Origin of the sequence: Paenibacillus glycanilyticus (assembly GCF_023715145.1) — a bacterium.
Classification (GTDB): domain Bacteria; phylum Bacillota; class Bacilli; order Paenibacillales; family Paenibacillaceae; genus Pristimantibacillus; species Pristimantibacillus glycanilyticus_A.
The window spans coordinates 674,400-696,703 of record NZ_JAMBNP010000001.1 but is presented as its reverse complement, the minus strand read 5'-3'; the positions used below and the strand labels follow the sequence as shown (position 1 = coordinate 696,703).

20 protein-coding genes are annotated in these 22,304 nt (G+C 51.0%); 13 read left to right on the top strand and 7 right to left on the bottom strand.

The window, feature by feature from the left end; all coding sequences use genetic code 11:
• Nucleotides 1-47: 47 nt before the first annotated feature.
• Nucleotides 48-1,067: an ABC transporter permease gene (locus M3194_RS03170; RefSeq protein ID WP_251651564.1), complete on the bottom strand. Its 1,020-nt coding sequence runs from the start codon at nucleotides 1,065-1,067 to the stop codon at nucleotides 48-50.
• Entirely contained in the window at nucleotides 1,064-1,810 is a 747-nt protein-coding gene (locus tag M3194_RS03165) for an ABC transporter ATP-binding protein (protein WP_251651563.1), read from the bottom strand. The genes M3194_RS03170 and M3194_RS03165 overlap by 4 nt, the downstream gene beginning before the upstream one ends.
• Nucleotides 1,811-2,057: 247 nt before the next feature.
• Between M3194_RS03165 and M3194_RS03160 the strand changes: the two genes are divergently transcribed.
• Nucleotides 2,058-5,075 (top strand): efflux RND transporter permease subunit, encoded by a 3,018-nt coding sequence (locus M3194_RS03160; RefSeq protein WP_251651562.1) that lies wholly within the window; start codon nucleotides 2,058-2,060, stop codon nucleotides 5,073-5,075.
• Nucleotides 5,076-5,157: 82 nt separating this feature from the next.
• On the opposite strand, the gene M3194_RS03155 is transcribed toward M3194_RS03160, so the two are convergent.
• On the bottom strand, nucleotides 5,158-5,808 hold the full coding sequence (locus tag M3194_RS03155; RefSeq protein WP_251651561.1) for a DUF1054 domain-containing protein: 651 nt from the start codon (nucleotides 5,806-5,808) through the stop codon (nucleotides 5,158-5,160).
• A 401-nt stretch (nucleotides 5,809-6,209) separates the two neighbouring features.
• Here M3194_RS03155 and M3194_RS03150 point away from each other — a divergent pair, with 401 nt between their 5' ends.
• From M3194_RS03150 to gndA, 3 genes are all read left to right on the top strand, one after another.
• Nucleotides 6,210-7,916, top strand: a complete 1,707-nt coding sequence (locus M3194_RS03150; protein ID WP_251651560.1) for a proline--tRNA ligase — start codon at nucleotides 6,210-6,212, stop codon at nucleotides 7,914-7,916.
• A 182-nt stretch (nucleotides 7,917-8,098) separates the two neighbouring features.
• Nucleotides 8,099-8,695 carry a hypothetical protein gene (locus M3194_RS03145; RefSeq protein ID WP_132306163.1) on the top strand — a complete coding sequence of 199 codons (597 nt, stop codon included), beginning with the start codon at nucleotides 8,099-8,101 and terminating at the stop codon, nucleotides 8,693-8,695.
• 253 nt (nucleotides 8,696-8,948) lie between these two features.
• Nucleotides 8,949-10,361: an NADP-dependent phosphogluconate dehydrogenase gene (gene gndA, locus M3194_RS03140; RefSeq protein WP_251651559.1), complete on the top strand. Its 1,413-nt coding sequence runs from the start codon at nucleotides 8,949-8,951 to the stop codon at nucleotides 10,359-10,361.
• A gap of 10 nt (nucleotides 10,362-10,371) precedes the next feature.
• On the opposite strand, the gene M3194_RS03135 is transcribed toward gndA, so the two are convergent.
• A complete protein-coding gene (locus tag M3194_RS03135) occupies nucleotides 10,372-10,668 on the bottom strand; it encodes a hypothetical protein (RefSeq protein WP_251651558.1) in 297 nt (98 codons plus the stop codon).
• Between the two features lie 150 nt (nucleotides 10,669-10,818).
• On the opposite strand from M3194_RS03135, the gene M3194_RS03130 reads away from it, so the two are divergent.
• The 5 genes from M3194_RS03130 to ptsP all read left to right on the top strand — a co-directional run bounded on the left by M3194_RS03130 (nucleotide 10,819) and on the right by ptsP (nucleotide 16,948).
• Nucleotides 10,819-11,334, top strand: a complete 516-nt coding sequence (locus tag M3194_RS03130; RefSeq protein ID WP_251651557.1) for a shikimate kinase — start codon at nucleotides 10,819-10,821, stop codon at nucleotides 11,332-11,334.
• Between the two features lie 67 nt (nucleotides 11,335-11,401).
• On the top strand, nucleotides 11,402-12,694 hold the full coding sequence (gene aroA / locus M3194_RS03125; protein WP_251651556.1) for a 3-phosphoshikimate 1-carboxyvinyltransferase: 1,293 nt from the start codon (nucleotides 11,402-11,404) through the stop codon (nucleotides 12,692-12,694).
• Nucleotides 12,695-12,724: 30 nt separating this feature from the next.
• A complete protein-coding gene (locus tag M3194_RS03120; protein ID WP_251651555.1) occupies nucleotides 12,725-13,159 on the top strand; it encodes a CoA-binding protein in 435 nt (144 codons plus the stop codon).
• A 157-nt stretch (nucleotides 13,160-13,316) separates the two neighbouring features.
• Nucleotides 13,317-15,203, top strand: a complete 1,887-nt coding sequence (locus M3194_RS03115; protein WP_251651554.1) for a glucose PTS transporter subunit IIA — start codon at nucleotides 13,317-13,319, stop codon at nucleotides 15,201-15,203.
• Complete coding sequence (ptsP, locus tag M3194_RS03110) at nucleotides 15,200-16,948, top strand: phosphoenolpyruvate--protein phosphotransferase (RefSeq protein WP_251651553.1); 1,749 nt, start codon at nucleotides 15,200-15,202, stop codon at nucleotides 16,946-16,948. The genes M3194_RS03115 and ptsP overlap by 4 nt, the downstream gene beginning before the upstream one ends.
• Nucleotides 16,949-16,972: 24 nt before the next feature.
• On the opposite strand, the gene M3194_RS03105 is transcribed toward ptsP, so the two are convergent.
• The gene (locus M3194_RS03105; RefSeq protein WP_251651552.1) at nucleotides 16,973-17,500 is read right to left on the bottom strand and encodes a type 1 glutamine amidotransferase domain-containing protein; all 528 of its coding nucleotides are present in this window, start codon (nucleotides 17,498-17,500) and stop codon (nucleotides 16,973-16,975) included.
• A gap of 56 nt (nucleotides 17,501-17,556) precedes the next feature.
• Between M3194_RS03105 and M3194_RS03100 the strand changes: the two genes are divergently transcribed.
• The 4 genes from M3194_RS03100 (at nucleotide 17,557) to M3194_RS03085 (ending at nucleotide 20,365) form a co-directional block, all read left to right on the top strand.
• A complete protein-coding gene (locus M3194_RS03100) occupies nucleotides 17,557-17,973 on the top strand; it encodes a VanZ family protein (protein WP_251651551.1) in 417 nt (138 codons plus the stop codon).
• A 115-nt stretch (nucleotides 17,974-18,088) separates the two neighbouring features.
• Nucleotides 18,089-18,502, top strand: coding sequence for a hypothetical protein (locus tag M3194_RS03095; RefSeq protein ID WP_251651550.1), 414 nt, complete (start codon nucleotides 18,089-18,091; stop codon nucleotides 18,500-18,502).
• Nucleotides 18,503-18,656: 154 nt separating this feature from the next.
• Nucleotides 18,657-19,667: a catabolite control protein A gene (gene ccpA / locus M3194_RS03090; protein WP_251651549.1), complete on the top strand. Its 1,011-nt coding sequence runs from the start codon at nucleotides 18,657-18,659 to the stop codon at nucleotides 19,665-19,667.
• The gene (locus tag M3194_RS03085; protein ID WP_251651548.1) at nucleotides 19,667-20,365 is read left to right on the top strand and encodes a 5'-methylthioadenosine/adenosylhomocysteine nucleosidase; all 699 of its coding nucleotides are present in this window, start codon (nucleotides 19,667-19,669) and stop codon (nucleotides 20,363-20,365) included. The genes ccpA and M3194_RS03085 overlap by 1 nt, the downstream gene beginning before the upstream one ends.
• Nucleotides 20,366-20,466: 101 nt before the next feature.
• Here the strand turns inward: M3194_RS03085 and M3194_RS03080 are convergent, their stop codons facing one another.
• Together M3194_RS03080 and M3194_RS03075 are read right to left on the bottom strand one after the other, a co-directional pair.
• Nucleotides 20,467-21,642 (bottom strand): acetoin utilization protein AcuC, encoded by a 1,176-nt coding sequence (locus tag M3194_RS03080; RefSeq protein ID WP_251651547.1) that lies wholly within the window; start codon nucleotides 21,640-21,642, stop codon nucleotides 20,467-20,469.
• 26 nt (nucleotides 21,643-21,668) lie between these two features.
• Entirely contained in the window at nucleotides 21,669-22,304 is a 636-nt protein-coding gene (locus tag M3194_RS03075; protein ID WP_285889071.1) for a GNAT family N-acetyltransferase, read from the bottom strand.

Below are 22,304 nucleotides of genomic sequence, written 5' to 3'. Positions count from 1 at the left end.
CTCCTTTTTTGCCCATTCCCGTCATTATAGCAGAAAAAGAATCCGGCCTACATGCGGCGATGCTTCTTCAAGGCTATGACGTTCAGAAGAGCAAACAGGATGGATAAACCGGCCAATACGTAGATATCGAGCTGGATATCCGAAATGCCCTCTCCTCTAATCATGATTTCCCGCATCGCATCGGCTCCATAGTAAAGAGGCATGACGTAGCTGAGCTTCTGCAGAACCGGGTTCATCGCATCCAGATTAAATAATCCGGAGAAGAAAGCCTGGGGCACAATGATGATCGGAATGAATTGGATGATCTGAAATTCGCTGCTTGCAAACGAGGACAGCAGCGTGCCAAGCGTTAGAGCCGTCAGCGACAGCAAAAGATTAATGAGCAGCATATTGACGATATGGCCGGTCATCGACATGCCTAACACCTGTACGGAATACCAGGCGATCAAGGAAGCCTGGATAAGGGTGAAGATGCCAAAGCCCGCTAGGTAGCCTGCCACAATCTCAGATCTTCGAATGGGTGTAGCCAGCAGCCGTTCCAATGTTCCGCTGGTGCGCTCGCGGAGGAAGGATACGCCGGCCAGCAGGAAGACGAAGAAGAAGGAGAAGAAGCCGATAAGTACCGGTCCAAACGAATCAAAGGAAGCCATATTGGGACCGCCGTATAAATAATGAACGGTTGGCGCCAGCTCCTGAACATGGCTTTGCAGCGCTTTTTGCATGACAAGCTGCGTGCTCCGGCTCACTGAAGGATCGCTGCCTTCCAATGTGATGTCCGGCTTGCCGTCTTTGATCTGGATGATGGCATCAAGCTCTCCGCTCTTAAGAGACTTATCGGCAGCATCATAGGAGTCAAATAAGGTAATGCTTGCATTCTGCTCTTCCAGCTGCTGGGAGAAAGCGGAAGCGGGACCAATTAATCCGATTTCGGGAGATACCGTTCTGCCGTCAAAAACCAGCTTCGTTAAGCTTAAAATAAGCAGGGGCGCGAGGAACAAGAGGGCTAACGTTCGTTTGTCCCGGAAGAACTGCCTGATAATGCGTATGACAAGCGCGCGTATTCTCATGCCTGTTCCCCCTTTCCGCTGCCTAATGCAATAAACGCTTCTTCAATCGTATGAACTCCGGCCTGCTCGATAATAGCCCGAGGAGTATCCACCGCAATCAGCTTTCCATCGCGTATAAGTCCAAGCCGGTCGCATTTTTCCGCCTCATCCATGACATGCGTAGTTACAATAATCGTTACGCCCGTTTGCGTCAGATCCCTCAGCTCATTCCAAATAGCTTTCCGCAGGACAGGGTCGATGCCAACGGTTGGCTCATCCAGCACTAGAAGCTGCGGCTCATGGAGGAGGGCGATTGCAAGAGACAGGCGTCTCTTCATTCCGCCGGAATAAGCGTTTACGGACTTATCCAGATGGTCGTTCAAGTTGACCAACGCGGCACAGGATTGGATGCGGGAAGCTAACGCTTTGCCGGTTAGTCCATACAGCGAGCCGTAAAAAGCCATGTTCTCCTTGCCGGTCAGCTCCTGATACAGGGCATCGGCCTGAGCCATATAACCGAAGGCTTGCAGCATCTTGAGCTGCGGCATGGGCTGCCCAAACAATTCAACCTTGCCGCCGTCGGCCCGGTCGATGCCGGTTATCAGCTTTATCAGGGTTGTTTTTCCGGATCCGGAGGGACCAAGAAGTCCAAAGAGCTCTCCGCGCGGAACGGTAAGCGATATATCGCTCAGCACCGTTCGCTCGCCGAACCGTCTCACAATGTGACTGACGGCAATAGCAGGTCCTACAGCTGATTCATCCATCTTCAACACTCCTTTTTCAAAAGTGAGTGATTACTCATTTTTAGTATAGAACCGGTTTGAAGATATGTAAAGTGAGTACTTGCTCACTTTTTGCACTGGACTTAAGTCGTAGACGCACTCCGACCAGAGGCGAGATCAAAATACCGTCTGGAGACGTTTTAACATTATTTTCAATACAGGTATGCTTAGAACTGTCAAAAACAAACACAAAAAAGAGAAATCCGAATAGGGAGAAGGAGTAGTTGTAATGAATAAGCTAACCGAATGGTCGTTCCGCAATAAGGCGGCCGTTATTCTGATCGTCATTATGTCCTTGACGGTTGGGGTCATCAGTTATTTGAAGCTGCCGATGGAGTTCTTGCCGGAAGCGGATAACCCGCAAGTTATGGTTACCGTAATCGGGCCGGGCATGGACGCCAAATCGATGGAGCAGCAAGTGACGAATCCGCTGGAAGAAGCGGTTATGTTCACGAAGGGCAAGACGGATATGTTCTCATCATCGGGGAACGGTTATGCCCAGGTTAACGTGAATTTCGATTCCAATACGAATATGAAGGAAGCTAAGGCCGAGATTGAGCGTTCCGTGGATCAGGTACAGCTGCCGCAAGGCGTTATGAAGCCTTTTGTCGTACAATTCAATACCTCAATGATACCGATCTCCTGGATTGTCGTTACCTTTGATGAAGGAATAAGCGAACAGGAGAAGGAAGCGAAGATCAAGCTCGTCACTACGGAACTGCAAAAGTCCGAAGGCGCGGGACAAATCAGCGTAAACGGCAAATCTACCCCTACAATCCACATTACTCCGGAGACCGATAAGCTGGCGCAAAAAGGCATTCCTGTGCAATCCCTGCTCAGCGTCCTGCAGGGACGCGGCGTATCCGCCTCGATTGGCGAACGCAATGTAGACGGAGCTGCCGGCAACATTAATGTATATGACGAAGTTACCAGCATCGAGACGCTTCGCAATCTTCCGGTTGCAGCCGGCGTGAGGCTGTCCGACGTCGCGACTGTCGAGCAGGCGAAAGAGCAGGAGAGCATCAGCCGTATGAACGGCAAAGACGCGATTTTGTTCACGATCTCGAAGTCGGCTAACGCCAATGCAGTGTCCACGGGTAAAAATATTGAAAAAACCGTCGAGCATCTGAACAAGGATGTAAAGGGCGTTGAAGCGGTTGTCCTGCTCAGCACGGCGGAATCGGTTGTTCATTCGGTAAACAGCATGCTTCGTGAAGTGCTTCTGGGAGCATTGTTCGCAACGATTATTATTTTGCTCTTCATGCGTAATCTCCGGGCAACGCTGGTTACGATCGTCTCGATTCCATTGTCGCTTGGCATCACGCTGTATCTGCTTGATCTGTCCGGCGTAACGCTTAATATCATTACCCTAGGCGGTGTAGCTGTAGCCGTAGGACGTCTTGTCGACGACAGTATCGTCGTTATCGAGAACATTTACCGCAGACTGCAAAAAGAACCGTTCTCCGTCACTGTCATAACGGATGCAACGAGGGAAGTCGCAACGGCGATTACCTCTTCAACGCTTGTTACTGTGGCGGTATTCCTGCCAATGGGTCTGCTTCGCGGCTCCCTGCAGGCATTCCTGCTGCCGTTCGCGCTGACCGTTGCGTACTCGCTCCTGTCCTCGCTCCTTGTCGCATTAACCGTTGTTCCGCTTCTGAGCGCCGTCCTGCTGAGAGGTACAAAGGAAAAGCCGCATAAAGGTTCGGAGAAGTTCGCATCGTTTATTCGCTGGAACCTGCAGCACAAATGGATTACGCTCGTTGTTGCATTGGTTCTGTTAGTGGGCTCTATCGGCTCATACATGATGATGCCAAAGGGTGCGCTTGATTCCTCCAGCGCAGAGAACCTGAACATTTCCCTTCAGTATCCGAGCGACACGCCGGCCGAGAAAGTGGAGCAGGGCGGGACGCAGCTGGAAGGCTTTCTGAAGGATAACAAAAGCGTTGAATGGGTCATTATGCAGCTTGGCAACAGCTCGGATAACGCGCAATACGGCGCTGTCTCCTCTCCGACGCTAGTAACCTATATGGTTGATCTGAAGAAAGGCGTAGACGCCGAAGTATTCATGGATGAAGTGAAGCAGCAAAAAACGAACTTCAACGATGCAGAGCTGGTCGTGAATGCGACGGACCTGATGATGGGCGGCGGCGGTTCGCAAGTCTTCATTGACGTCACCGGCGAAGATCCGGAGAAGCTTACGCAAACAGCGGATCAGTTGATAGCTGCCATTAAGCCGATTGAAGGCGTATTGAAAGTACAAAGCAACCAGGAAGAGAAGAAGCCGGTCTACACGTTCCAGGTAGACCCGGAGAAAGCGAAAGGCCAGGAAGTATCCATGCAGCTGCAAAGCATCCTGAATCCGGTGCCGCTTGGCGCCATTCAGGTGGACGGACGGGAGACGCCTGTTGTTATGCAGCCGGTTGTTAATCCGGATACGGAAGCCGGCTTGAATGACTTGACGATTGCCACCTCTTCCGGTGCCGTGCCGGTATCGAGCGTTGCAAAGCTGGTACGTACGGAAGAACCAAGCTTGTATTACCATAAAGAAGGAAAAGTGTATGTTCGGATCACGGCCGACGCGGATCCCGAGAAGCTGTCGGTAGTAGGCACGGATATTCAGAAGGCGGCAGACAAGCTGACGCTGCCAGATGGCGTTAAGCTTACGGTTGGCGGCGCTTCGGCCGATCAGGCGAGCGATTTTGCCGACATCGGATTAACGGCACTGATCTCGATTGGCATTGTTTACTTGATCATGGTGCTTACCTTCAAGACGTTGCGTGCTCCGCTTGCGATCATGTTCTCGCTGCCGCTTGCCGCGATCGGCGCGGTTGTTGGTCTCTTGATCTCGGGAGTTACGCCTGATTTCACGGCGATGTTTGGCGCATTGATGCTCATAGGCATCGTTGTGACGAACGCGATCGTTCTAATCGACCGCGTGAAGCAAAACGAAGAATCGATGTCGATCCGCGATGCTTTGGTCGAAGCGGCTACGACGCGGATGCGTCCAATCGTCATGACGGCTGTAGCAACCATCTGCGCGATGCTTCCGCTCGTATTTGGTTCCAGCGAATCGGGCAGTATCGTATCGCAAAGCCTTGCGATCGTCGTTATCGGCGGCCTCGCGGCAGCAACGCTTCTGACGCTGATCGTTGTGCCTTGCATGTACGAATTATTGTTCTTCCGCGCTTCCCGCAAGCAGCGCCGCGAGAAAGCGCAAGCGCCCAAGACGGTTACGGCGGTGTAATTAAAAAAAGCTGTGCGGAGTTTAATCCGCACAGCTTTTTTGGTCCTTCCCAATCCTTATATTGTTTTTCGCGCGCTATATCCTAGACAGAAGCGGCCAAACGATACAAAGGCATCAACGCTTCATAAGTATCCTGAGTAAGCTTGTACAGCGCCTCTCCATCGTGCAGGAGCGGGTCGCCAGCAGGAAGATGACGGCCGATGAGCAGCTCGGCTTTCTGCACATCCCGAAGGCGGGTAAGAGCGTTTGCCCAATCCTGCCTGCTCATTTCGCTTACGGACTTGGACTCCTTCTTCATATGGTCGAGTGAAATGACATAATCGGCGGGAACGGCCGCGATCACTTCATCGAGGCGATCCAGATAGGCGGATGCAATCTTCGATTTGTTCGGCGCTTCATAGATAAGGGCGAACCACAGGAACAGATGATCATCAAACAAGCCAAGCTGGAAATGGGGATGCGCTTTATAGCCGCGTTTATTGTTGCAGATGGCAAGCCATGTATCCTTGGGCGGGTTTACCGTCCGGCGGGCATGCCTTGCGATATGCAGAAACATTTCATCGCCTGCCTGAACCGCGATATCGCCGGCCAGCTTTTCTCCGAGATAGCGGAATTTCGGGCGAATCCGTTCTTCAATGGCAGTCATGCGCTGTTCGAGTCCCTCGATCAGAAACGTGTCAAAATCCTTTTGCTCAAAGCCTTTGAAATCTGCAGCGATTGTTGGTGTTGTCATCTATGTTCTCTCTCCTCACATCTAAAGCCGATAATTATTTTTGATTATAGCACATTTGTTCCTATCGTAACATCTTGGACGATCTTGACGAATCGCATCACTTGTTATAAATTAATCTAAATATTCTAACAGCTTTGATCAAGGTCGAGTACTTAAGCATATGTTCATTCCAGAGAGGAAGCCCGCGGCTGCAAGGCTTCTATGATCGCTTAATCCCTCATCCTGCCTTGTGAGCTGCAAAGGCTGCCGCTTTAGTAACGGCCCTTGCCGGGATGAGAATCCCGTTATCGATGGAGAGCCGGCCATATTGCGGCTAATTAAGGGTGGTACCACGAGCACATTCGTCCCTTGCGAATGTGCTCTTTTTGTTTTTGCAACCATAGCCGGGAGAGTGAGAATCGATGCGTCAAAGCCAGCTTTTTATGCCAACCTTGCGTGTTTCGCCATCCGAGGCTGAAGCCGCCAGCCATCAGCTTATGCTGCGTGCAGGATTGATCAGGCAGCTTGCTGCCGGAATATATACTTATCTGCCTCCAGGCCGGAGGGTACTGCGCAAGCTGGAGGCGATTATTCGGGAAGAGATGGACAAGGCGGGCTGCCAGGAGGTATTTATGCCCGCGATGCAGCCGGCTGATCTGTGGCGGCAGTCCGGCCGTTATGAGAAATACGGTCCCGAGCTGGTTCGGCTGAAGGACAGGCATGAGCGTGAATTTGCGCTAGGGCCGACTCATGAAGAAGTCATAACGGATCTTGTGCGCGGGGAATTGAGCTCTTACCGTCAGCTTCCGTTAACCTTGTACCAAATCCAGACGAAATTCAGAGACGAGAAACGCCCGCGTTACGGACTTCTCCGGGGAAGAGAATTTATGATGAAAGACGCCTATTCCTTTGATGCGGATTGGGAAGGGCTCGATCGCAGCTATCAGAGGATGTATGAAGCCTATCACCGCATCTTCACGCGCTGCGGGCTGAATTTCCGTCCGGTAGAAGCGGATGCGGGCACAATTGGAGGAGAAGGCGGCACCCACGAGTTTATGGCGCTGGCGGATATCGGAGAGGACACGATTGCGGCTTGCGATCACTGCCAGTATGCCGCGAATCTGGAGAAGGCGGGCTACAGGCTGGCAGGGGATACGCCGAATGCGGAAGGCTCGAGCAGTCATCCTGAGCCGGAGAAGCTTCACACTCCCAAGGTGAGGAAGATCGACGAGCTTGTTCAAGCGCTGGGCATTCCGGCTGATCAGATCCTCAAGACGCTGCTGTTTCTGGCTGACGGCAAACCCGTGGCTGTCATCGTCCGCGGCGATCATGAAGTCAACGAGATTAAGCTTGCCGGCTTGTTGCAGGCTGATCAGCTGGAACTGGCCGACCAAGCGACGACCGAGAAGCTCACGGGCGCAGCGGTTGGTTTTGCGGGTCCAATCGGTTTGTCCATCCCGATCCTTGCCGATTACTCCGCGGCCGCGGTAATCTCTGCTGTAGCTGGCGCAAACGATCACTGGAAGCATGTTCGGCCGGGGATCCATTTTGAGATCGCGCAGCTTGGCGATTTGCGGAACGCCGTATCGGGAGACGGCTGCCCGAATTGTGCCGACGGCCATCTTAGGATGTTCCGGGGAATTGAGGTCGGGCAAGTATTCAAACTGGGGACCAAGTACAGCGAAGGGATGCAAGCCAATTATTTGGATGCCTCAGGGAGCGAGAAGCCGGTGATCATGGGCTGTTACGGAATTGGCATTTCAAGAGTCATGTCCGCCGTGGTGGAGCAGCATCACGATGAAGAGGGAATTCTGTGGCCGCGGGAGATAGCTCCTTATCAAGTGCATGTCGTACCCGTATCGGCAAAAGACGAGAAGCAAATGAAGGCTGCGGAGGAGCTCTACGCGAAGCTTGCTTCCGCGGGACTCGAGGTCTTGCTGGATGATCGCGAAGAACGTCCGGGCGTGAAATTCAAGGACTCGGATCTGATCGGAATTCCCGTGCGGATTGTCGTCGGGAGACAAGCGGCCGAAGGCATAGTGGAGCTGAAATACAGGAGCGAAAAGGCAGCCATTCAAGCTGAAATACAGGAAGCCGTGACGCTTGTAAAAGATTTTTATCGTTCTTAAATTATCAAAGGGCGGTCAGGCCGGTATTTTGGACGGCTTGACTGCCCTTTTTTTGATTTAGACGGCGAATAAGCGAAAATTAGTCAATAATCCAAGTTGCCAGAACATAAGATGGAGTATAAGATAGAAGTAAGAACAAATTGTCAGACTATTTCGTCAAATGCTTGAAAGGAGGGATTGCCGTGAATAAGAGCTACGAAGTCGAATATTGTAATTTGGAGCTGCGTTTTGACCGCCGGCAAATCCAGAACCTCATCCGTGATCTCATTCAGGAAGGGTACTCCTTGTATTGGAGCGAGACGGAGGGGCAGTTCCTCATTTCAATTCGAACTGGTCGTAAGCTCGTGAAGTTGAGGTTTCAGCGGATGAAAAACCGTTACAAGATCGTTGGAGATTACACCATTAAGGACGAGAAGCTGTCGGAGTTGCTTGAAAAGCTTATTAATGACACACGTGGACATGCGATAGTCAAGCGGATCAAAGATCGTCAAATCGTCATTGAGAACATTATGTTTGGTGAAATAATACGACTTGTGGAGGTGTCCGGAATGGAACATCGGATTATTTATCAAAAGAAGCCATTCGTAACTATAGAGGAAATGATCAAAGCGTTTCAATCCAAGCGCGCAGAAGAACGTGCTGCGGTATTGCGGTATGAGCTTGATTACGAGCTGACGGTGCTGTTTGACGCTCTCCAGGAGAACAATGAAGAAGTAATAGCCGAATCGAAGGAAAAGCTCGCTCTGCTCCGTTCCGAGATGCTTCAACTGGAGCTTTGAGACAATTTATAAATAAAATTCTGCAAAAAACGAATCAATTGATGGTTCTTAGCGAATCATTTGATTGATTCGTTTTTTTCATTTTCTGGTTAGCATTTCTTCGCAATATAAGGTAAACTTTCTAATGCGGTCAGGAAAACTAATGGACGAATGGCGACAAATTCCGCGCAAATGGTTTTCATCTCCTTGCAAAAGGAGTAATATAACACTATTGAAGACCACCATATTATAAAAAAAGGATGGAAGAAACCAAATGGCAAAACAGCAAATTGGCGTTATCGGTCTCGCAGTAATGGGTAAAAACCTGGCTCTGAACATTGAGAGCAGAGGTTTCACTGTTTCGGTGTACAACCGTTCCCGCGAGAAAACAGATGAACTGATCAAAGAATCCGCAGGCAAAAATCTTGTTCCTGCCTATACGGTTGAAGAGTTCGTGCAATCGCTCGAATCTCCTCGCAAAATCCTGATCATGGTACAGGCTGGCGCTGGTACTGACGCAACAATCGACGCACTGGTTCCTCACCTGGATAAAGGCGACATCATCATCGATGGCGGCAACGCTTATTTCCCTGACACGGTTCGCCGCAGCAAAGCTCTTGAAGAGCAAGGCATCCGCTTCATCGGTACCGGCGTATCCGGCGGTGAAGAAGGCGCGCTCAAAGGTCCTTCGATCATGCCAGGCGGCCAAGAATCCGCGTACAAACTGGTTGAACCTATCCTTACAGCTATCTCCGCAAAAGTCGGCGACGACGCTTGCTGCACATACATCGGTCCAGACGGTGCCGGCCACTATGTAAAAATGGTTCACAACGGTATCGAATACGGCGACATGCAGCTCATCTGCGAAGCATATGACCTGCTGAAAAACACGCTTGACCTTAACGCTGAAGAGCTTCACAGCATCTTCACGGAGTGGAACAAAGGCGAGCTGGACAGCTACCTGATCGAGATCACGGCTGACATCTTCTCCAAATACGATCCTGAGACCGGCAAACCTATGGTAGACGTAATCCTTGACTCCGCTGGTCAAAAAGGCACTGGTAAATGGACAAGCCAAAGCTCCCTCGACCTTGGCGTGCCACTGTCGATCATCACCGAATCCGTATTTACGCGCTTCCTGTCCGCTATGAAAGAAGAGCGCATTGCGGCAAGCAAAGTATTGAACGGTCCTGAGAAAAAACCTTTCCAAGGCGACAAAGCGGCATTCATCGAATCCGTTCGCAAAGCATTGTTCGCAAGTAAAATTTGCTCGTACGCACAAGGCTTTGCTCAAATGCGTGCAGCTTCCGAAGAATATGACTGGAACCTTCGTTATGGCGACATCGCGATGATCTTCCGCGGCGGCTGCATCATCCGCGCGCGCTTCCTGCAAAACATCAAGGACGCTTATGACCGCGATGCTAACCTGCGCAACCTGCTTCTTGACCCTTACTTCCAAGGTATTGTTGATTCGTACCAAGGCGCATGGCGCGAAGTGGTTGGCACGGCAGTAGCAAACGGCGTGCCGGTGCCTGCATTCGCAAGCGCATTGTCGTACTTCGACAGCTACCGTACAGAGCGTCTGCCTGCTAACCTGCTGCAAGCACAACGCGACTACTTCGGCGCTCATACGTTCAAACGCCTGGACAAAGAAGGTTCGTTCCACCACAACTGGATGAACTCCTAATCCGGCTTGATTATTTTAGCCCGTGTGAGGCTTCTATGAGGCAATTCCGCAGGCGGGTAGCCTCCTGCTCGGAGTAATGCTTGCGGCGGATAAGCAGCATGGAAGCTTCGGCGAAATAATGAAAGTTCTTCAATAAGCGTGGCTGCGAAAGGTCCCTGAGTGCAGGGTCCCCGTCAGCCACCTTTTTTTTAATATATTCAAGCATCCAAACCACATCCTCGCGGCATAACGGGTGATCGGGACTCAAGATACGATCAATTCGGGCAATCGTTAGGCGGGTATCAGGCAAATTAGATTCAGTAGTCATGCCTTCTTCACTCCTATTAATGAAATATGCATCGTTATCATCCATACGGCATATGCAACATTTTTATACCCTATTCCAGATAAAAAATGATATGATGTTGTGGAAAAGCATGTTAACAGGGGAATCGACACGAACAGGGGAGTTCTTGCATTGGAGCAACGCACAAGCAAAATTGTATTGGTAGGCTTTATGGGAACGGGCAAATCAACCGTCAGCCGATTGCTTGCAGAGCAGCTTGGCTGGTCCCGTTATGATTCGGATGAAGTTATTGAAGAAACAGAAGGAACCATCTCGACGCTCTTCGAAACCCTAGGCGAAGCCGGTTTCCGCGAGATCGAGAGCAGAGTGCTTGTCTCGCTTCTGGAGGCTGAGGAAAGCTCCATTATCGCGACAGGCGGCGGATGCGTTCTGATGGAGCAGAACCGTGAAACCATGCTGAAGCATGGATTTGTGGTAGCACTTACAGCAGATGCGGAGCATATTATCGAGCGGGTGAAATCCGATACAGCCCGTCCGCTGCTGCAGGGCGACATTGCGGCCAACGTTCACCGGATTATGGAGCAGCGCAAGAACGCGTATGATTTCGCGCATCTTCGTTTGGATACAACCTCATTAACGCCGCAGGAAGCGGCCGACATGATTATGAGAGCTTTGCAGGAGAAATAACGCCTAAGGACGGCTCAACCGTTTACTTTTGGTTCAATCACTCTAATAAAAGGAGAATTGCTGCACAATGGACGTTATCGTTACACCTACTCCAACACTACAAGGGGAAATTCAAGCGCTTTCCTCTAAAAACTATACGACTCGCTACCTGCTTGTCGCTGCGCTTGCGGAAGGGACCAGCACGATCTACTATCCTGCTCACAGCGAAGACAGCGATGCCATGCGCCGTTGTATCCGCGATCTAGGTGCGATAGTAGAAGAGGACGACGAGAAAATCGTTATTACGGGCTTTGGCAAAAATCCGAAGGACGTAGACCAGCTGGATGTTGGCAATGCAGGCGCCGTTCTTCGTTTCCTGATGGCGATTGCTTCGCTTGCCCCGGATGTGACGTTCATTAACCGTTATCCGGATTCGCTGGGCAAACGTCCACATAACGATCTGATCGATGCGCTTGGCCAAATGGGCGTAAAGATTGAACATAATGAAGGAAAGCTGCCGATCCGCATTCAAGGCGTAGCGCCAAAAGGCGGTAAAATTCAGGTGTCCGGCAATGTCAGCTCGCAATTCCTGAGCGCGCTCTTGTTCCTCACACCGCTGCTTGAGGAAGACAGCGAAATCGAAGTGCTGCATGATCTGAAATCGAAGGTTGTTGTTGGACAAACCCTTGAAGTTCTGGAGCAGGCTGGTATCGTCATCCACGCAAGCGAGGACCTGATGCATTACCGCGTACCGGGCAATCAGAAATACGAAGCGAAGAAATATGTCGTGCAAGGAGATTACCCGGGATCCGCGGCCATTCTTGCTGCGGCTGCGGTGACGAACTCGGATGTTATCGTTCACCGTCTGGAAGAGAAAAGCAAGCAAGGCGAGCGTGCGGTTGTTGACGTGCTTCGCATGATGGAAGTCCCTCTTACGCATGAGAACGGAATTGTTCATGTGAAAGGCAACGGCAAGCTGAAAGCGGTCGAGTTCGACGGCGACAAAGCAACGGATGCGGTGCTCGCCATGGTTGCCGCGGCCGTCTTCGCCGAAGGCACTTCGCGCTTCTATGATGTAGAGAACCTCCGTTACAAAGAATGCGACCGGATTACTGATTACTTGAACGAGCTCCGCAAAGCGGGTGCTAATGTCGAAGAGCGCCAGGCGGAAATTATCGTTCACGGCCGTCCGGAAGGCGTAGAAGGCGGCGTGGAGATTAATGCGCACTATGATCACCGCGTTATTATGGCCCTTACCGTTGTTGGCCTGCGTGCCAAAAATCCGATCCGGATCAAAGACGCCCATCATGTAGCGAAGTCTTATCCAATTTATTTCGATCATCTGAAAGCGTTAGGCGCAAACGTAGAATGGGTAGAATAAAGGAAAAAGGATGAAAGCGAGGCGCTGAATATGACATTTGAAAATCCGACCCGTGACGAAATCAAGGAAATTCTGCAGGCGAGCAACACAATCGCCGTAGTTGGCTTATCGGATAAGCCGGACCGTGTGTCCTATATGGTATCGGAAGCGATGCAGAAGAAGGGCTACCGCATTATTCCGGTTAATCCCGGTGCGGAGACGATCCTGGGCGAGCGCAGCTATGCATCGTTAAAGGATATCCCGGAGCCTGTTGATGTCGTTAACGTGTTCCGCCGTCCGGAGCATACGCCTCCTATCGCGGAAGAAGCAGTGGCTATCGGAGCGAAGACGCTTTGGCTGCAGCTTGGCATTGCGAATGAGGAAGCGGCTCAAATTGCAGCAGAGGGTGGACTTCAGGTTATTATGGACCGCTGCATCAAGGTGGAGGATTCTATCCTGCTGCCGCACGGAAAGCAGACGACCTAATTAGCGCCTTAACGTTATACCTTTCATTGGCGGGCCATATGGCCCGTCTTTGCTTTGACAAAAAAGCGTTAACACCGTACCATCGTTATAGAGATTGGATCGGGTAACAGGTTACGAAGCAAGAATTGCTTTGCAATTCTTTTTAGGAGGTGACGAAGTGAATTTTCTAGGAAGGTTTCAGCAGCTCGGACGGGCTTTTATGCTGCCTATGATCGTGCTTCCCGCTGCGGCAATCTTTTTATTTCTTAGCCAGCTGCCATGGGATCTTCTTGGAATTCCGAATGTGGCGGATTACCTGAAGGCTGCAGGACATGCGATCTTTACGTTTCTGCCTTATATCTTTGCCCTTGGCGTGTCGCTGGGCTTGACCGGCAATGCTCTGGCAGCCGGCATGGCTGCGCTTGCGGGCATGGTTATCTATGTCGGGGTAACCGGTACGGCGGATACGCAGATAGAGCCAACCGTTTTTGTAGGATCTATTATCGGCATGATCTCCGGCTTCAGTTATGAACGGTTTAAAAACTTGCGTTTGCCGGAATACATACAGTTTTTCGGGGGGCCGCGGTTTGTTCCTTTGTTCGTCAGCGTGGTTACCGTCGTACTCTCCATGGCGATGATCGGAGTAGCGCCATTAATTCAGCGCATGCTGGAGGGGCTAGGCGACGTGGTTGCCTCCGGCGGCGGCTTTGGCGTGTTTTTATTCGGATTTTTATACCGGATTCTCGTTGTGTTTGGGCTTCATCATCTGCTCAGCCATGTATTCTGGTTCCAGGTCGGAGGTTACGAGACGGCGGAAGGGACAATGGTGTACGGCGATCTGCCGCGGTTTTTCGCAGGCGATCCGACAGCCGGAGCGTTTATGGCCGGCATGTACCCGATTGTCATGTTTGCTTTGCCGGCAATCGCTTTTGCCATTATCCACGAGGCAAGGGAGGATTTGAAGCCAAAAATCCGAAAGACGTTCCTTTACGCCTCGCTTGCATCGTTTTTGACCGGTGTCACGGAGCCTGTTGAGTTTGCTTTTCTGTTTGTTGCGCCGTATCTGTTTGTCGTGCATGCCATATTGTCGGGCATCATCATGTGGGTCACCTTTGAGCTTGGCATACGGCACGGCTTCTCTTTCTCCGGCGGCGTCATTGACTATATTATTAACGAGCATCTGGCTACAAGGGGCTGGCTGCTGATTCCGATCGGAATCGTTGTGGGCCTTGTGTATTATGTAGTGTTCCGCTGGGCGATTAACCGCTTCCGTATTCCGACGCCAGGACGCGAGGAAGGCTCGCAGCTGGATGAATGGGCAGGGGACATTCCTTACCGCGCGCCGCTTATCCTTCAGGCGATTGGCGGCAAGGACAACATTGTGCAGATGGAATCCTGTATTACAAGGCTTCGTCTGAAGGTAGCCAACGAGAAGCTGCTGGACAATAATGCGTTAAGAAACCTCGGCGCTGCGGGAGTGCTTAGGCTGGGAGGCGGTAACGTCCAGGTCGTATTCGGCACTTATTCGGAGCTGATTCGCGCGGAAATGCTGAAGGCCATTCAGCGCGATCAGGAGCAGGTGCTGTTCAGCTCGCCGGTACAAGGCCGCATGATTCCGCTCGAGGATGTACCCGATCCGATATTCGCAGGCAAGCTGGTCGGACAAGGCGTTGCCTTTATTCCTGAGAAAGGCGAGCTTGTATCGCCGGTTAAAGGCACGGTTATCATTGTGTATCCAACGATGCATGCCGTAGGCATACGCACGCTGGAAGGGCTTGAGGTTCTGCTCCACATCGGAATAGATACCTCCAAGCTGACGGGGAAATCGTATTTCAAAGCGGTTGTCGAGGAAGGCCAGGAGGTTATGCCGGGCGATATGCTCGTACGGTTTGATCTTCAGCGTGTCCGCAAGGAAAGCAAATCTCTTGCAACGCCAATGGTCATTACGAATTCGGATCTTGTTCATTCCTGGCGCTTTGCGCCGTTTAAAGCGGTGAAGAAGGGGCAGTCTTCCGTTTTGTCCGTTGTACTTAAAGAGAGAAATGGTGGGGGGGAAAGACCATGATACAAGGAATTGGAGCTTCGGCTGGCATTGCGATCGGCAAATCGTTCGTGCTGCCGAACTGGGAGTGGGAATTTCCCGAGCAGCGTGTTGATGTAGCTGATTTTGCCCGTGAATTCGAGCGGGTCTATGAGGGGATACGCACATCCAAGCATGAGATCGAACAGATCAAGGATGAGCTTAGAGAAGTGGTTGGCTCGGACGAAACGCAAATTTTCGACGCGCATCTGGCGATTTTGGATGATCCGGTCTTTATGAACGAGATTCAAGGCATTATCCAGCGTCAGTACAAAGCGGCAGAGGTTGCGGTGAAGGAAGCCATTGATCATTTTGTAACGATGTTTGATCTGCTGGATGATGAGTACATGAAGGAACGCGCCCTTGATATCAAGGATGTCGGCAATCGTCTCCTCAAGCATCTGCTTGGCGCTCCGGAGATTACGCTTCCATCGGATACCCAGCCCTTTATTCTGATTGCAAGAGAGCTTTCTCCTTCCCAGCTGGCCCATATTAACCCGAATAATGTACTTGGCATTGTCACGCTGGCAGGAAGCTCAACCTCGCATTCCGCCATTATGGCCCGTGCTCTGGGCGTTCCGCTTGTGGTAGGGGTGGAAGCGAAGCTGGAAGAGCCGATACAAACCGGTCAGTCGCTGATTATTGACGGAACGGAAGGGTTTCTGTTCATTGATCCGGAGGATTCGTTAATCGAGCATTACTCCGAGCTTCAAGCCCGTCTGGCAGAAGCCAGACAACAACTTAGCGGCATTGCCGGCCATCAGTCCATTACACCGGATGGCAAGGTGCTTGGCCTCGCGGCCAATATCAGCTCCTTGAAGGAGCTGGAAGTCGCTTTGTCCAGCGGAGCACATGGCGTCGGATTGTTCCGTACGGAGTTTCTGTATATGGATCGGAACCGGTTCCCGAGAGAAGAGGAACAGTTCGAAGTATACAAGAGTGTTGCGGAAAAGCTGGCGGGAGAGCCTCTCATTATCCGAACGCTTGATATCGGCGGCGATAAGCAGCTGGACTACTTCAACATCCCAGAGGAAGACAATCCGTTCCTTGGTTACCGGGCAATCCGGATCTCGCTCGACCGCAAAGACCTGTTCAAGACGCAGCTTCGGGCAATCCTTCGGGCTAGCAGCTATGGTCAAGTTAAAGTGATGTATCCGCTGATATCTTCCGTGGAGGAAGTGAGAGCAGCCAATCAGGTGCTGGAAGAAGCCAAGCAAGAGCTGGCGCGGGAAGGACTGTCTTATGATACTCGTATACAGGTTGGCATTATGATTGAGGTGCCCGCGGCTGTGATGCTGGCAGATCTTCTTGCTCAAGAGGTCGATTTCTTCAGTATTGGAACCAATGATCTTGTTCAGTTTACGCTAGCGGTAGACCGCATGAACGATGAGATCAGTTATCTGTATGAGCCATTCCATCCCGCGGTGCTGCGCATGTTGAAGCAGACGGTTGAGGCGGCTAAGAAAAATCAGATCAAGATAGGCGTCTGCGGCGAGCTTGCGGGTGATCTGCGCGCCTTGCCCATCTGGCTGAGTCTTGACGTGGATGAACTAAGCATGTCTTCCCATTCCATTCTGCAAGTGAAAGAGCGGCTGCTCTGCACAAGGCAGGAGGACAGCCGCTCGCTGCTGCCTCAGCTTATGGAATGCCGCACGAGCGCGGACATTCACGAGAAGCTGAAGCAATTTATGGACTCGGTTGACGAGAGAGGGACAGCCTCCGCTATTTAGCGGACGGCTCCTTTTATTTTCAGCCTATCCCTGCTGCTCCAGCGCATCTACGAATGCTTTGGCATAAGGAGGCAGATCCGGCGGTCTGCGGGCAGAGATCAGGTTGCCATCTACCACTACAGCCTCATCGAACCATTCAGCGCCGGCATTTTCCATGTCATCGCGAATACCCGGCGTTGAAGTCACTTTGCGGCCTTGCAGGATTTTGGCAGAGATCAGCACCCAGCCGGCATGGCAGATTTGTCCGATCGGCTTTCCCGCAGCATCAAGCTCCTGAACGAGCTGCAGCACCTTCGGATAACGGCGAAGCTTGTCCGGCGCCCAGCCGCCCGGAACGAGCAGGCCGGCAATGTCGGCGCTGTTTACTTCATCGAAGGACAAGTCAGCGACAGCGGGAACGCCGTATTTGCCGATATGCTTTTTCCCTTTTTCGGGACCGGCGTACAAGACGGTTGCACCGGCTTCGCGCACGCGGTATACCGGGTACCATAGCTCGAGATCCTCGAATTCGTCATCAAGAAGACAAATAACGGTTTTATTATGTAAGGACATATTTGATTTCCTCCCGTATTTTATTATTTCTTTCTAATTGTAACGAAGGAGAACACATGAATCAAACTAACAGACGCCGTCTGCTCCGATTTATTCCTGCTCTTATATGGATGGGAGTCATTTTCGGCTTTTCCTCCAGGACAGGCGATGAGATGAACACGATGCTGCCGTTTTTCCAAAAGCTTTTCCCGAACATGGCGAGCTTTGACTGGGGACATTTCCTCGCTTACTTCCTGTTAGCGGCGGCCTTGGACTACGGAATTGGAGTGAGGGGAGACCGTTTCCTCTACAAGCTGCTAATTATTATCGGATGCGGACTGTATGGGGTGACGGATGAGTTCCATCAATCCTTTGTAGGCGGTAGGATGCCGGACGTGATGGATATCCGAAATGATATGATCGGCGCAGCGATTTGGGTCATCCTGGTATCGATTCCAATCCTTAAGAAACGCTGGCGGAAAGTCGCACCATAGTAAAAATTACATAGTGCGGATAAGCAGGATTTTTTGCAGAAAAGGTCGAATCCTTTACGCATCTCGAAATAGAAAAATAGGAACGGAAGAGAAGCGCGTGAAGGAGTGGGCCAAAGTGCAGAAAAGGTGTCATTGCGGTGACATCATGAAGATGAAACTGCGTACAGTGATCTATTCGGGTAAGGTCGAAATCGACAATGTCCCGATCTATTCATGCTCGGTATGCAGCCGCAGCGAAGTACTTCCCGATGTGAAGCCGGATCTGACAGGCCTCATCGCAAAGCTGGGACAGGAGCCGCCAAAGCAGACGTTTTTATTTAACGAATGCAACGAATGGGCAGACCTGCTCGTAGAAGCAAGTGAAGCAAAGAATCAGCCAGACCCCTATCATATCGAACGGTTGACGCAGGAACGTATTAATAACTTGTTAGATCTGCATTTGATTGCGCAATCGCTTCATGACGAAGAATGGATTGCTGATATTAACAAAAGGCTATCTCAACTTAGCAGACGGTCATTGCATACATAAGCCGTACGGAATATCACTCTCCATTTTGCTGCAGCATGAAGTCTTGGATTAACGCGATGCATGCGCTAACATTGCGAAAAGTAATATTTTGTCGTATGATTACGTTAATATGCAGCGAACGTAAATAAAATTTGAGATAATGGAGAGAAGTACCGTGACGGTTACCATTTATGATGTAGCAAGAGAAGCAGGAGTATCGATGGCTACGGTTTCCCGGGTTGTAAACAACAATCCCAATGTGAAGCCGGCAACGCGCAAGAAAGTGTACGAGGCTATTGAACGACTCGGGTATCGTCCGAATGCGGTAGCACGTGGATTGGCAAGCAAGAAAACAACAACCGTAGGCGTCGTTATTCCGGATATTTCGAATGCGAATTTCGCCGAGGTTGCGCGTGGTATCGAAGATATCGCGAATATGTATCATTATAATATTATCCTCTGTAATGCGGATAAGAAGAAGGATAAAGAGATCCGCGTTATTAACACGCTGCTTGAGAAGCAGGTGGACGGGCTGCTCTTCATGGGCGGCGCCGTAACAGAGGAACATATGCAGGCTTTCAAGACAGCGAATGTGCCAATCGTATTGTGTGCGACCACCGATGAGAACGGACAAATTCCTTCTGTAGACATTAACCACGAGGAAGCGGCTTTTGACGCTGTCCGCAAGCTGGTTCAGGAAGGTCACAGACGTATTGCCATGATCAGCGGGACTCTGCAGGATCCAGCGAACGGTTATGCCCGTTTCCAAGGCTATAAGCGCGCGCTTGAGGAATCCGGCATTGCTTACGACGAAACGTTGGTTCGCACGGGCAATTACCGTTATGAATCCGGCGTTGAAGCGATGAAATATTTCATTGACCTGTCCGAACGTCCAACGGCTGTTTTCGCAGCAACGGATGAGATGGCCATTGGCGCAATCCACTGCATTCAGGACTCCGGTCTGAAGGTGCCGGGTGATATTTCGGTTATAAGCGTTGACAACACGCGTATGGCTTCGATGGTTCGTCCGCAGCTTACGGCGGTTGCTCAGCCCATGTATGATATCGGTGCCGTATCCATGCGTCTGCTCACCAAGCTGATGAAAAAAGAAGTTGTTGAACACGCAAAAGTGGTTTTGCCGCATGAAATCGTCATTCGACAATCCGTTGGAGGTTTGCAAGCATAATGGGTTTCAATAAGATTGGTATTATCGGTGCTATGGTTGAAGAAATTGAACTGTTGCACAAGAACGTTAATGTAACTAATAGCATTACGAAAGCTGGCATTACGTATTATGAAGGCCAGCTTCATGGCAAGACGGTTGTCTTCTGCAAATCCGGTGTAGGCAAAGTTAACGCGGCAGTGTGCACGCAGATCCTGATTGATCTGGGTGTTGACGGCGTATTGTTCACCGGTGTCGCAGGCGCGCTTGATCCGCGACTCAACATCGGCGATATCGTCGTTTCGTCGAGCTGTGTACAGCATGATATGGACGTAACTCCGTTGGGATTTGCAAAAGGGGTTATTCCTTATCAGGAGCGTTCTGAATTTGCAGCTGACGAGCGCCTTATTAAGCTGGCTTCGGATGCAAGCGAGCGTTTGTTTGAGGGGCATAGCCTGATCGGCAAAGTATTGTCGGGCGATCAATTTATCGCTAGCCGTGACACGGTTCGCGAGCTGTATGAAACGATGCAGGGCGCATGCGCGGAGATGGAAGGGGCATCGGTCGCTCATGTGTGTGATTTGAATGAAGTTCCGTTTGTTGTAATCCGTTCGATGTCGGATAAGGCAGACGGTTCGGCACATGTTAATTTTGCAGAGTTTACGGTAACGGCTGCGAATAATTCGTATGCAATAATCGATGATATGATCCAGCATATCTAAAGAGAAAGGTCTGTACCGGCAGGTATGGACCTTTCTCTTTTTAGCTTTCTCTATTTTATTCATATCCTACACCGCGACCGCGCAACGCATGCTGTCCTTCATTATAAATCTTGTACGGCAATTGCAGCCGTCTGACGGTTCTTGACCTCTATCTCGGCTCTGCGGGGGATGGGCATTACCTGGCTCTGATCATCCATCCAGCTCGCTGGAAGAAGCTCAGGGCTTACGGAGGAGTATTTATCCAGCCATGCTTGGGGCAACGGTACGTCTTCAAGGCGGTTCAGCTGGTCAACGATCTCATGGTCCGTCATCGTCAGCCAGACAAGCGACCACGCCCTTGGCACAACGCGCCACCAATCATAACCGCCGCCTCCCAGAGCAACCCAGCGCCCCTCCGTATGCTTATGGGCAAGCTCATGGATGATGACGGGCATCTCCTGATAGATTCGCATACTGCAATGAATATGGGATAACGGATCATAGGCATGCGCATCGCAGCCGTGCTGGCTAACGATAATATCGGGTTTGAATACTTCGGCAATCTTCGTAATCGAACTACGGAAACATTCCAGCCAGGAATCATCCTCGGTATAAGGCTCCATGGGCACGTTAAAGCAGGCTCCATATCCGGCATCGGCGCCTTTCTCATGAACAAAGCCCGTTCCCGGAAACAAGAATTTGCCGGTCTCGTGAATGGAATAGGTGCAGACGTCGGGATCATCGTAAAAGCTCCATTGCACCCCGTCTCCATGATGGACATCGGTGTCGATATACAGGACGCGTGCTCCATACGTTTTTCGGATATATTGAATCGCTACCGCCGCATCGTTATACACGCAAAATCCGGCGCCGCGGTCAGGAAACGCATGATGAAGCCCGCCTGCCATATGATAGGCATGGGTAGCTGTGCCGCTCATTACAAGCTCAGCCGCATGAACGGAACCAGCTGTTATAGTGGCGGCCGCAGCATGCATGCCTGGAAAAAAAGGCGTGTCCTCGGTATCAAGGCCGTATTTTCCGGCGGCCGCAGCCATTTCCTTGGCAGGCAAGTCCAAACTTAGATGTTGAACCGTATTTATGTAATCCGCCCGGTGTACGAGCGATAACAGTGACTCATCCGCGGATCCGGAAGGGGAGTCTATCTGATTATCTTGCAGAGCGCCTGCTGCCCGCAGCAAATCTAGCGTTAATGTCATACGGACAGGGCTGAACGGGTGCTGCTCTCCAAAATGATAACGGGTACTGTCAGAATGATGAACGAATATAGCGTTTGTCACATCTTAACCTCCCAAATAAAAACGCACTAATACATGAAACGCTGCCGGAAACGGATGCGGTCGAACTGCTCTTCGGACTCCTGCGGGACTTCTTTGCCGATGCGCACCATCAGGCAGTTAGCCGGATGAGAACAAATCTCCGGATCATCGGTTGCATACCAGACCATGCCAACGGATTTCATCAGCTTCTCCATAATGCCCCGGTATTCCCAAACGCTTAGCTTCGTTCCTTCCAAATCCCAATGCCAGTAATATTCGGTCGTGAACACAATCATATTTTCGAGCTGCTCCTCCGCAAAGGCCAGTTGAATCATTTTTTTGCCAAGTCCATAAGAGCGATACTGATCGGCCACCTCAATGGCTCCCAGCTCGATGAGATCCGGCATGCCGGCTTCATACCAGCGTTCCAGCTCATCCGGGTAATGAAAGGTGACATAGCCTACAATCAGCTCGTCTACGCGCGCCAGAATAATACGTCCTTCTTCCAGGCCGGCGATTTCAACTAACGCTTCATGCTGATCCTTTGGACGCCGAAAGGCATCCAAATCTGCGTGCATCGTGAGTAATTGCAAGGACTCCGGGGGGATAGGACCTTCAATAATGCAGATTCGGCCGTCCTGCATATCTATTTGCTGCCGATGAACGATTTTGCGATGCTCCAA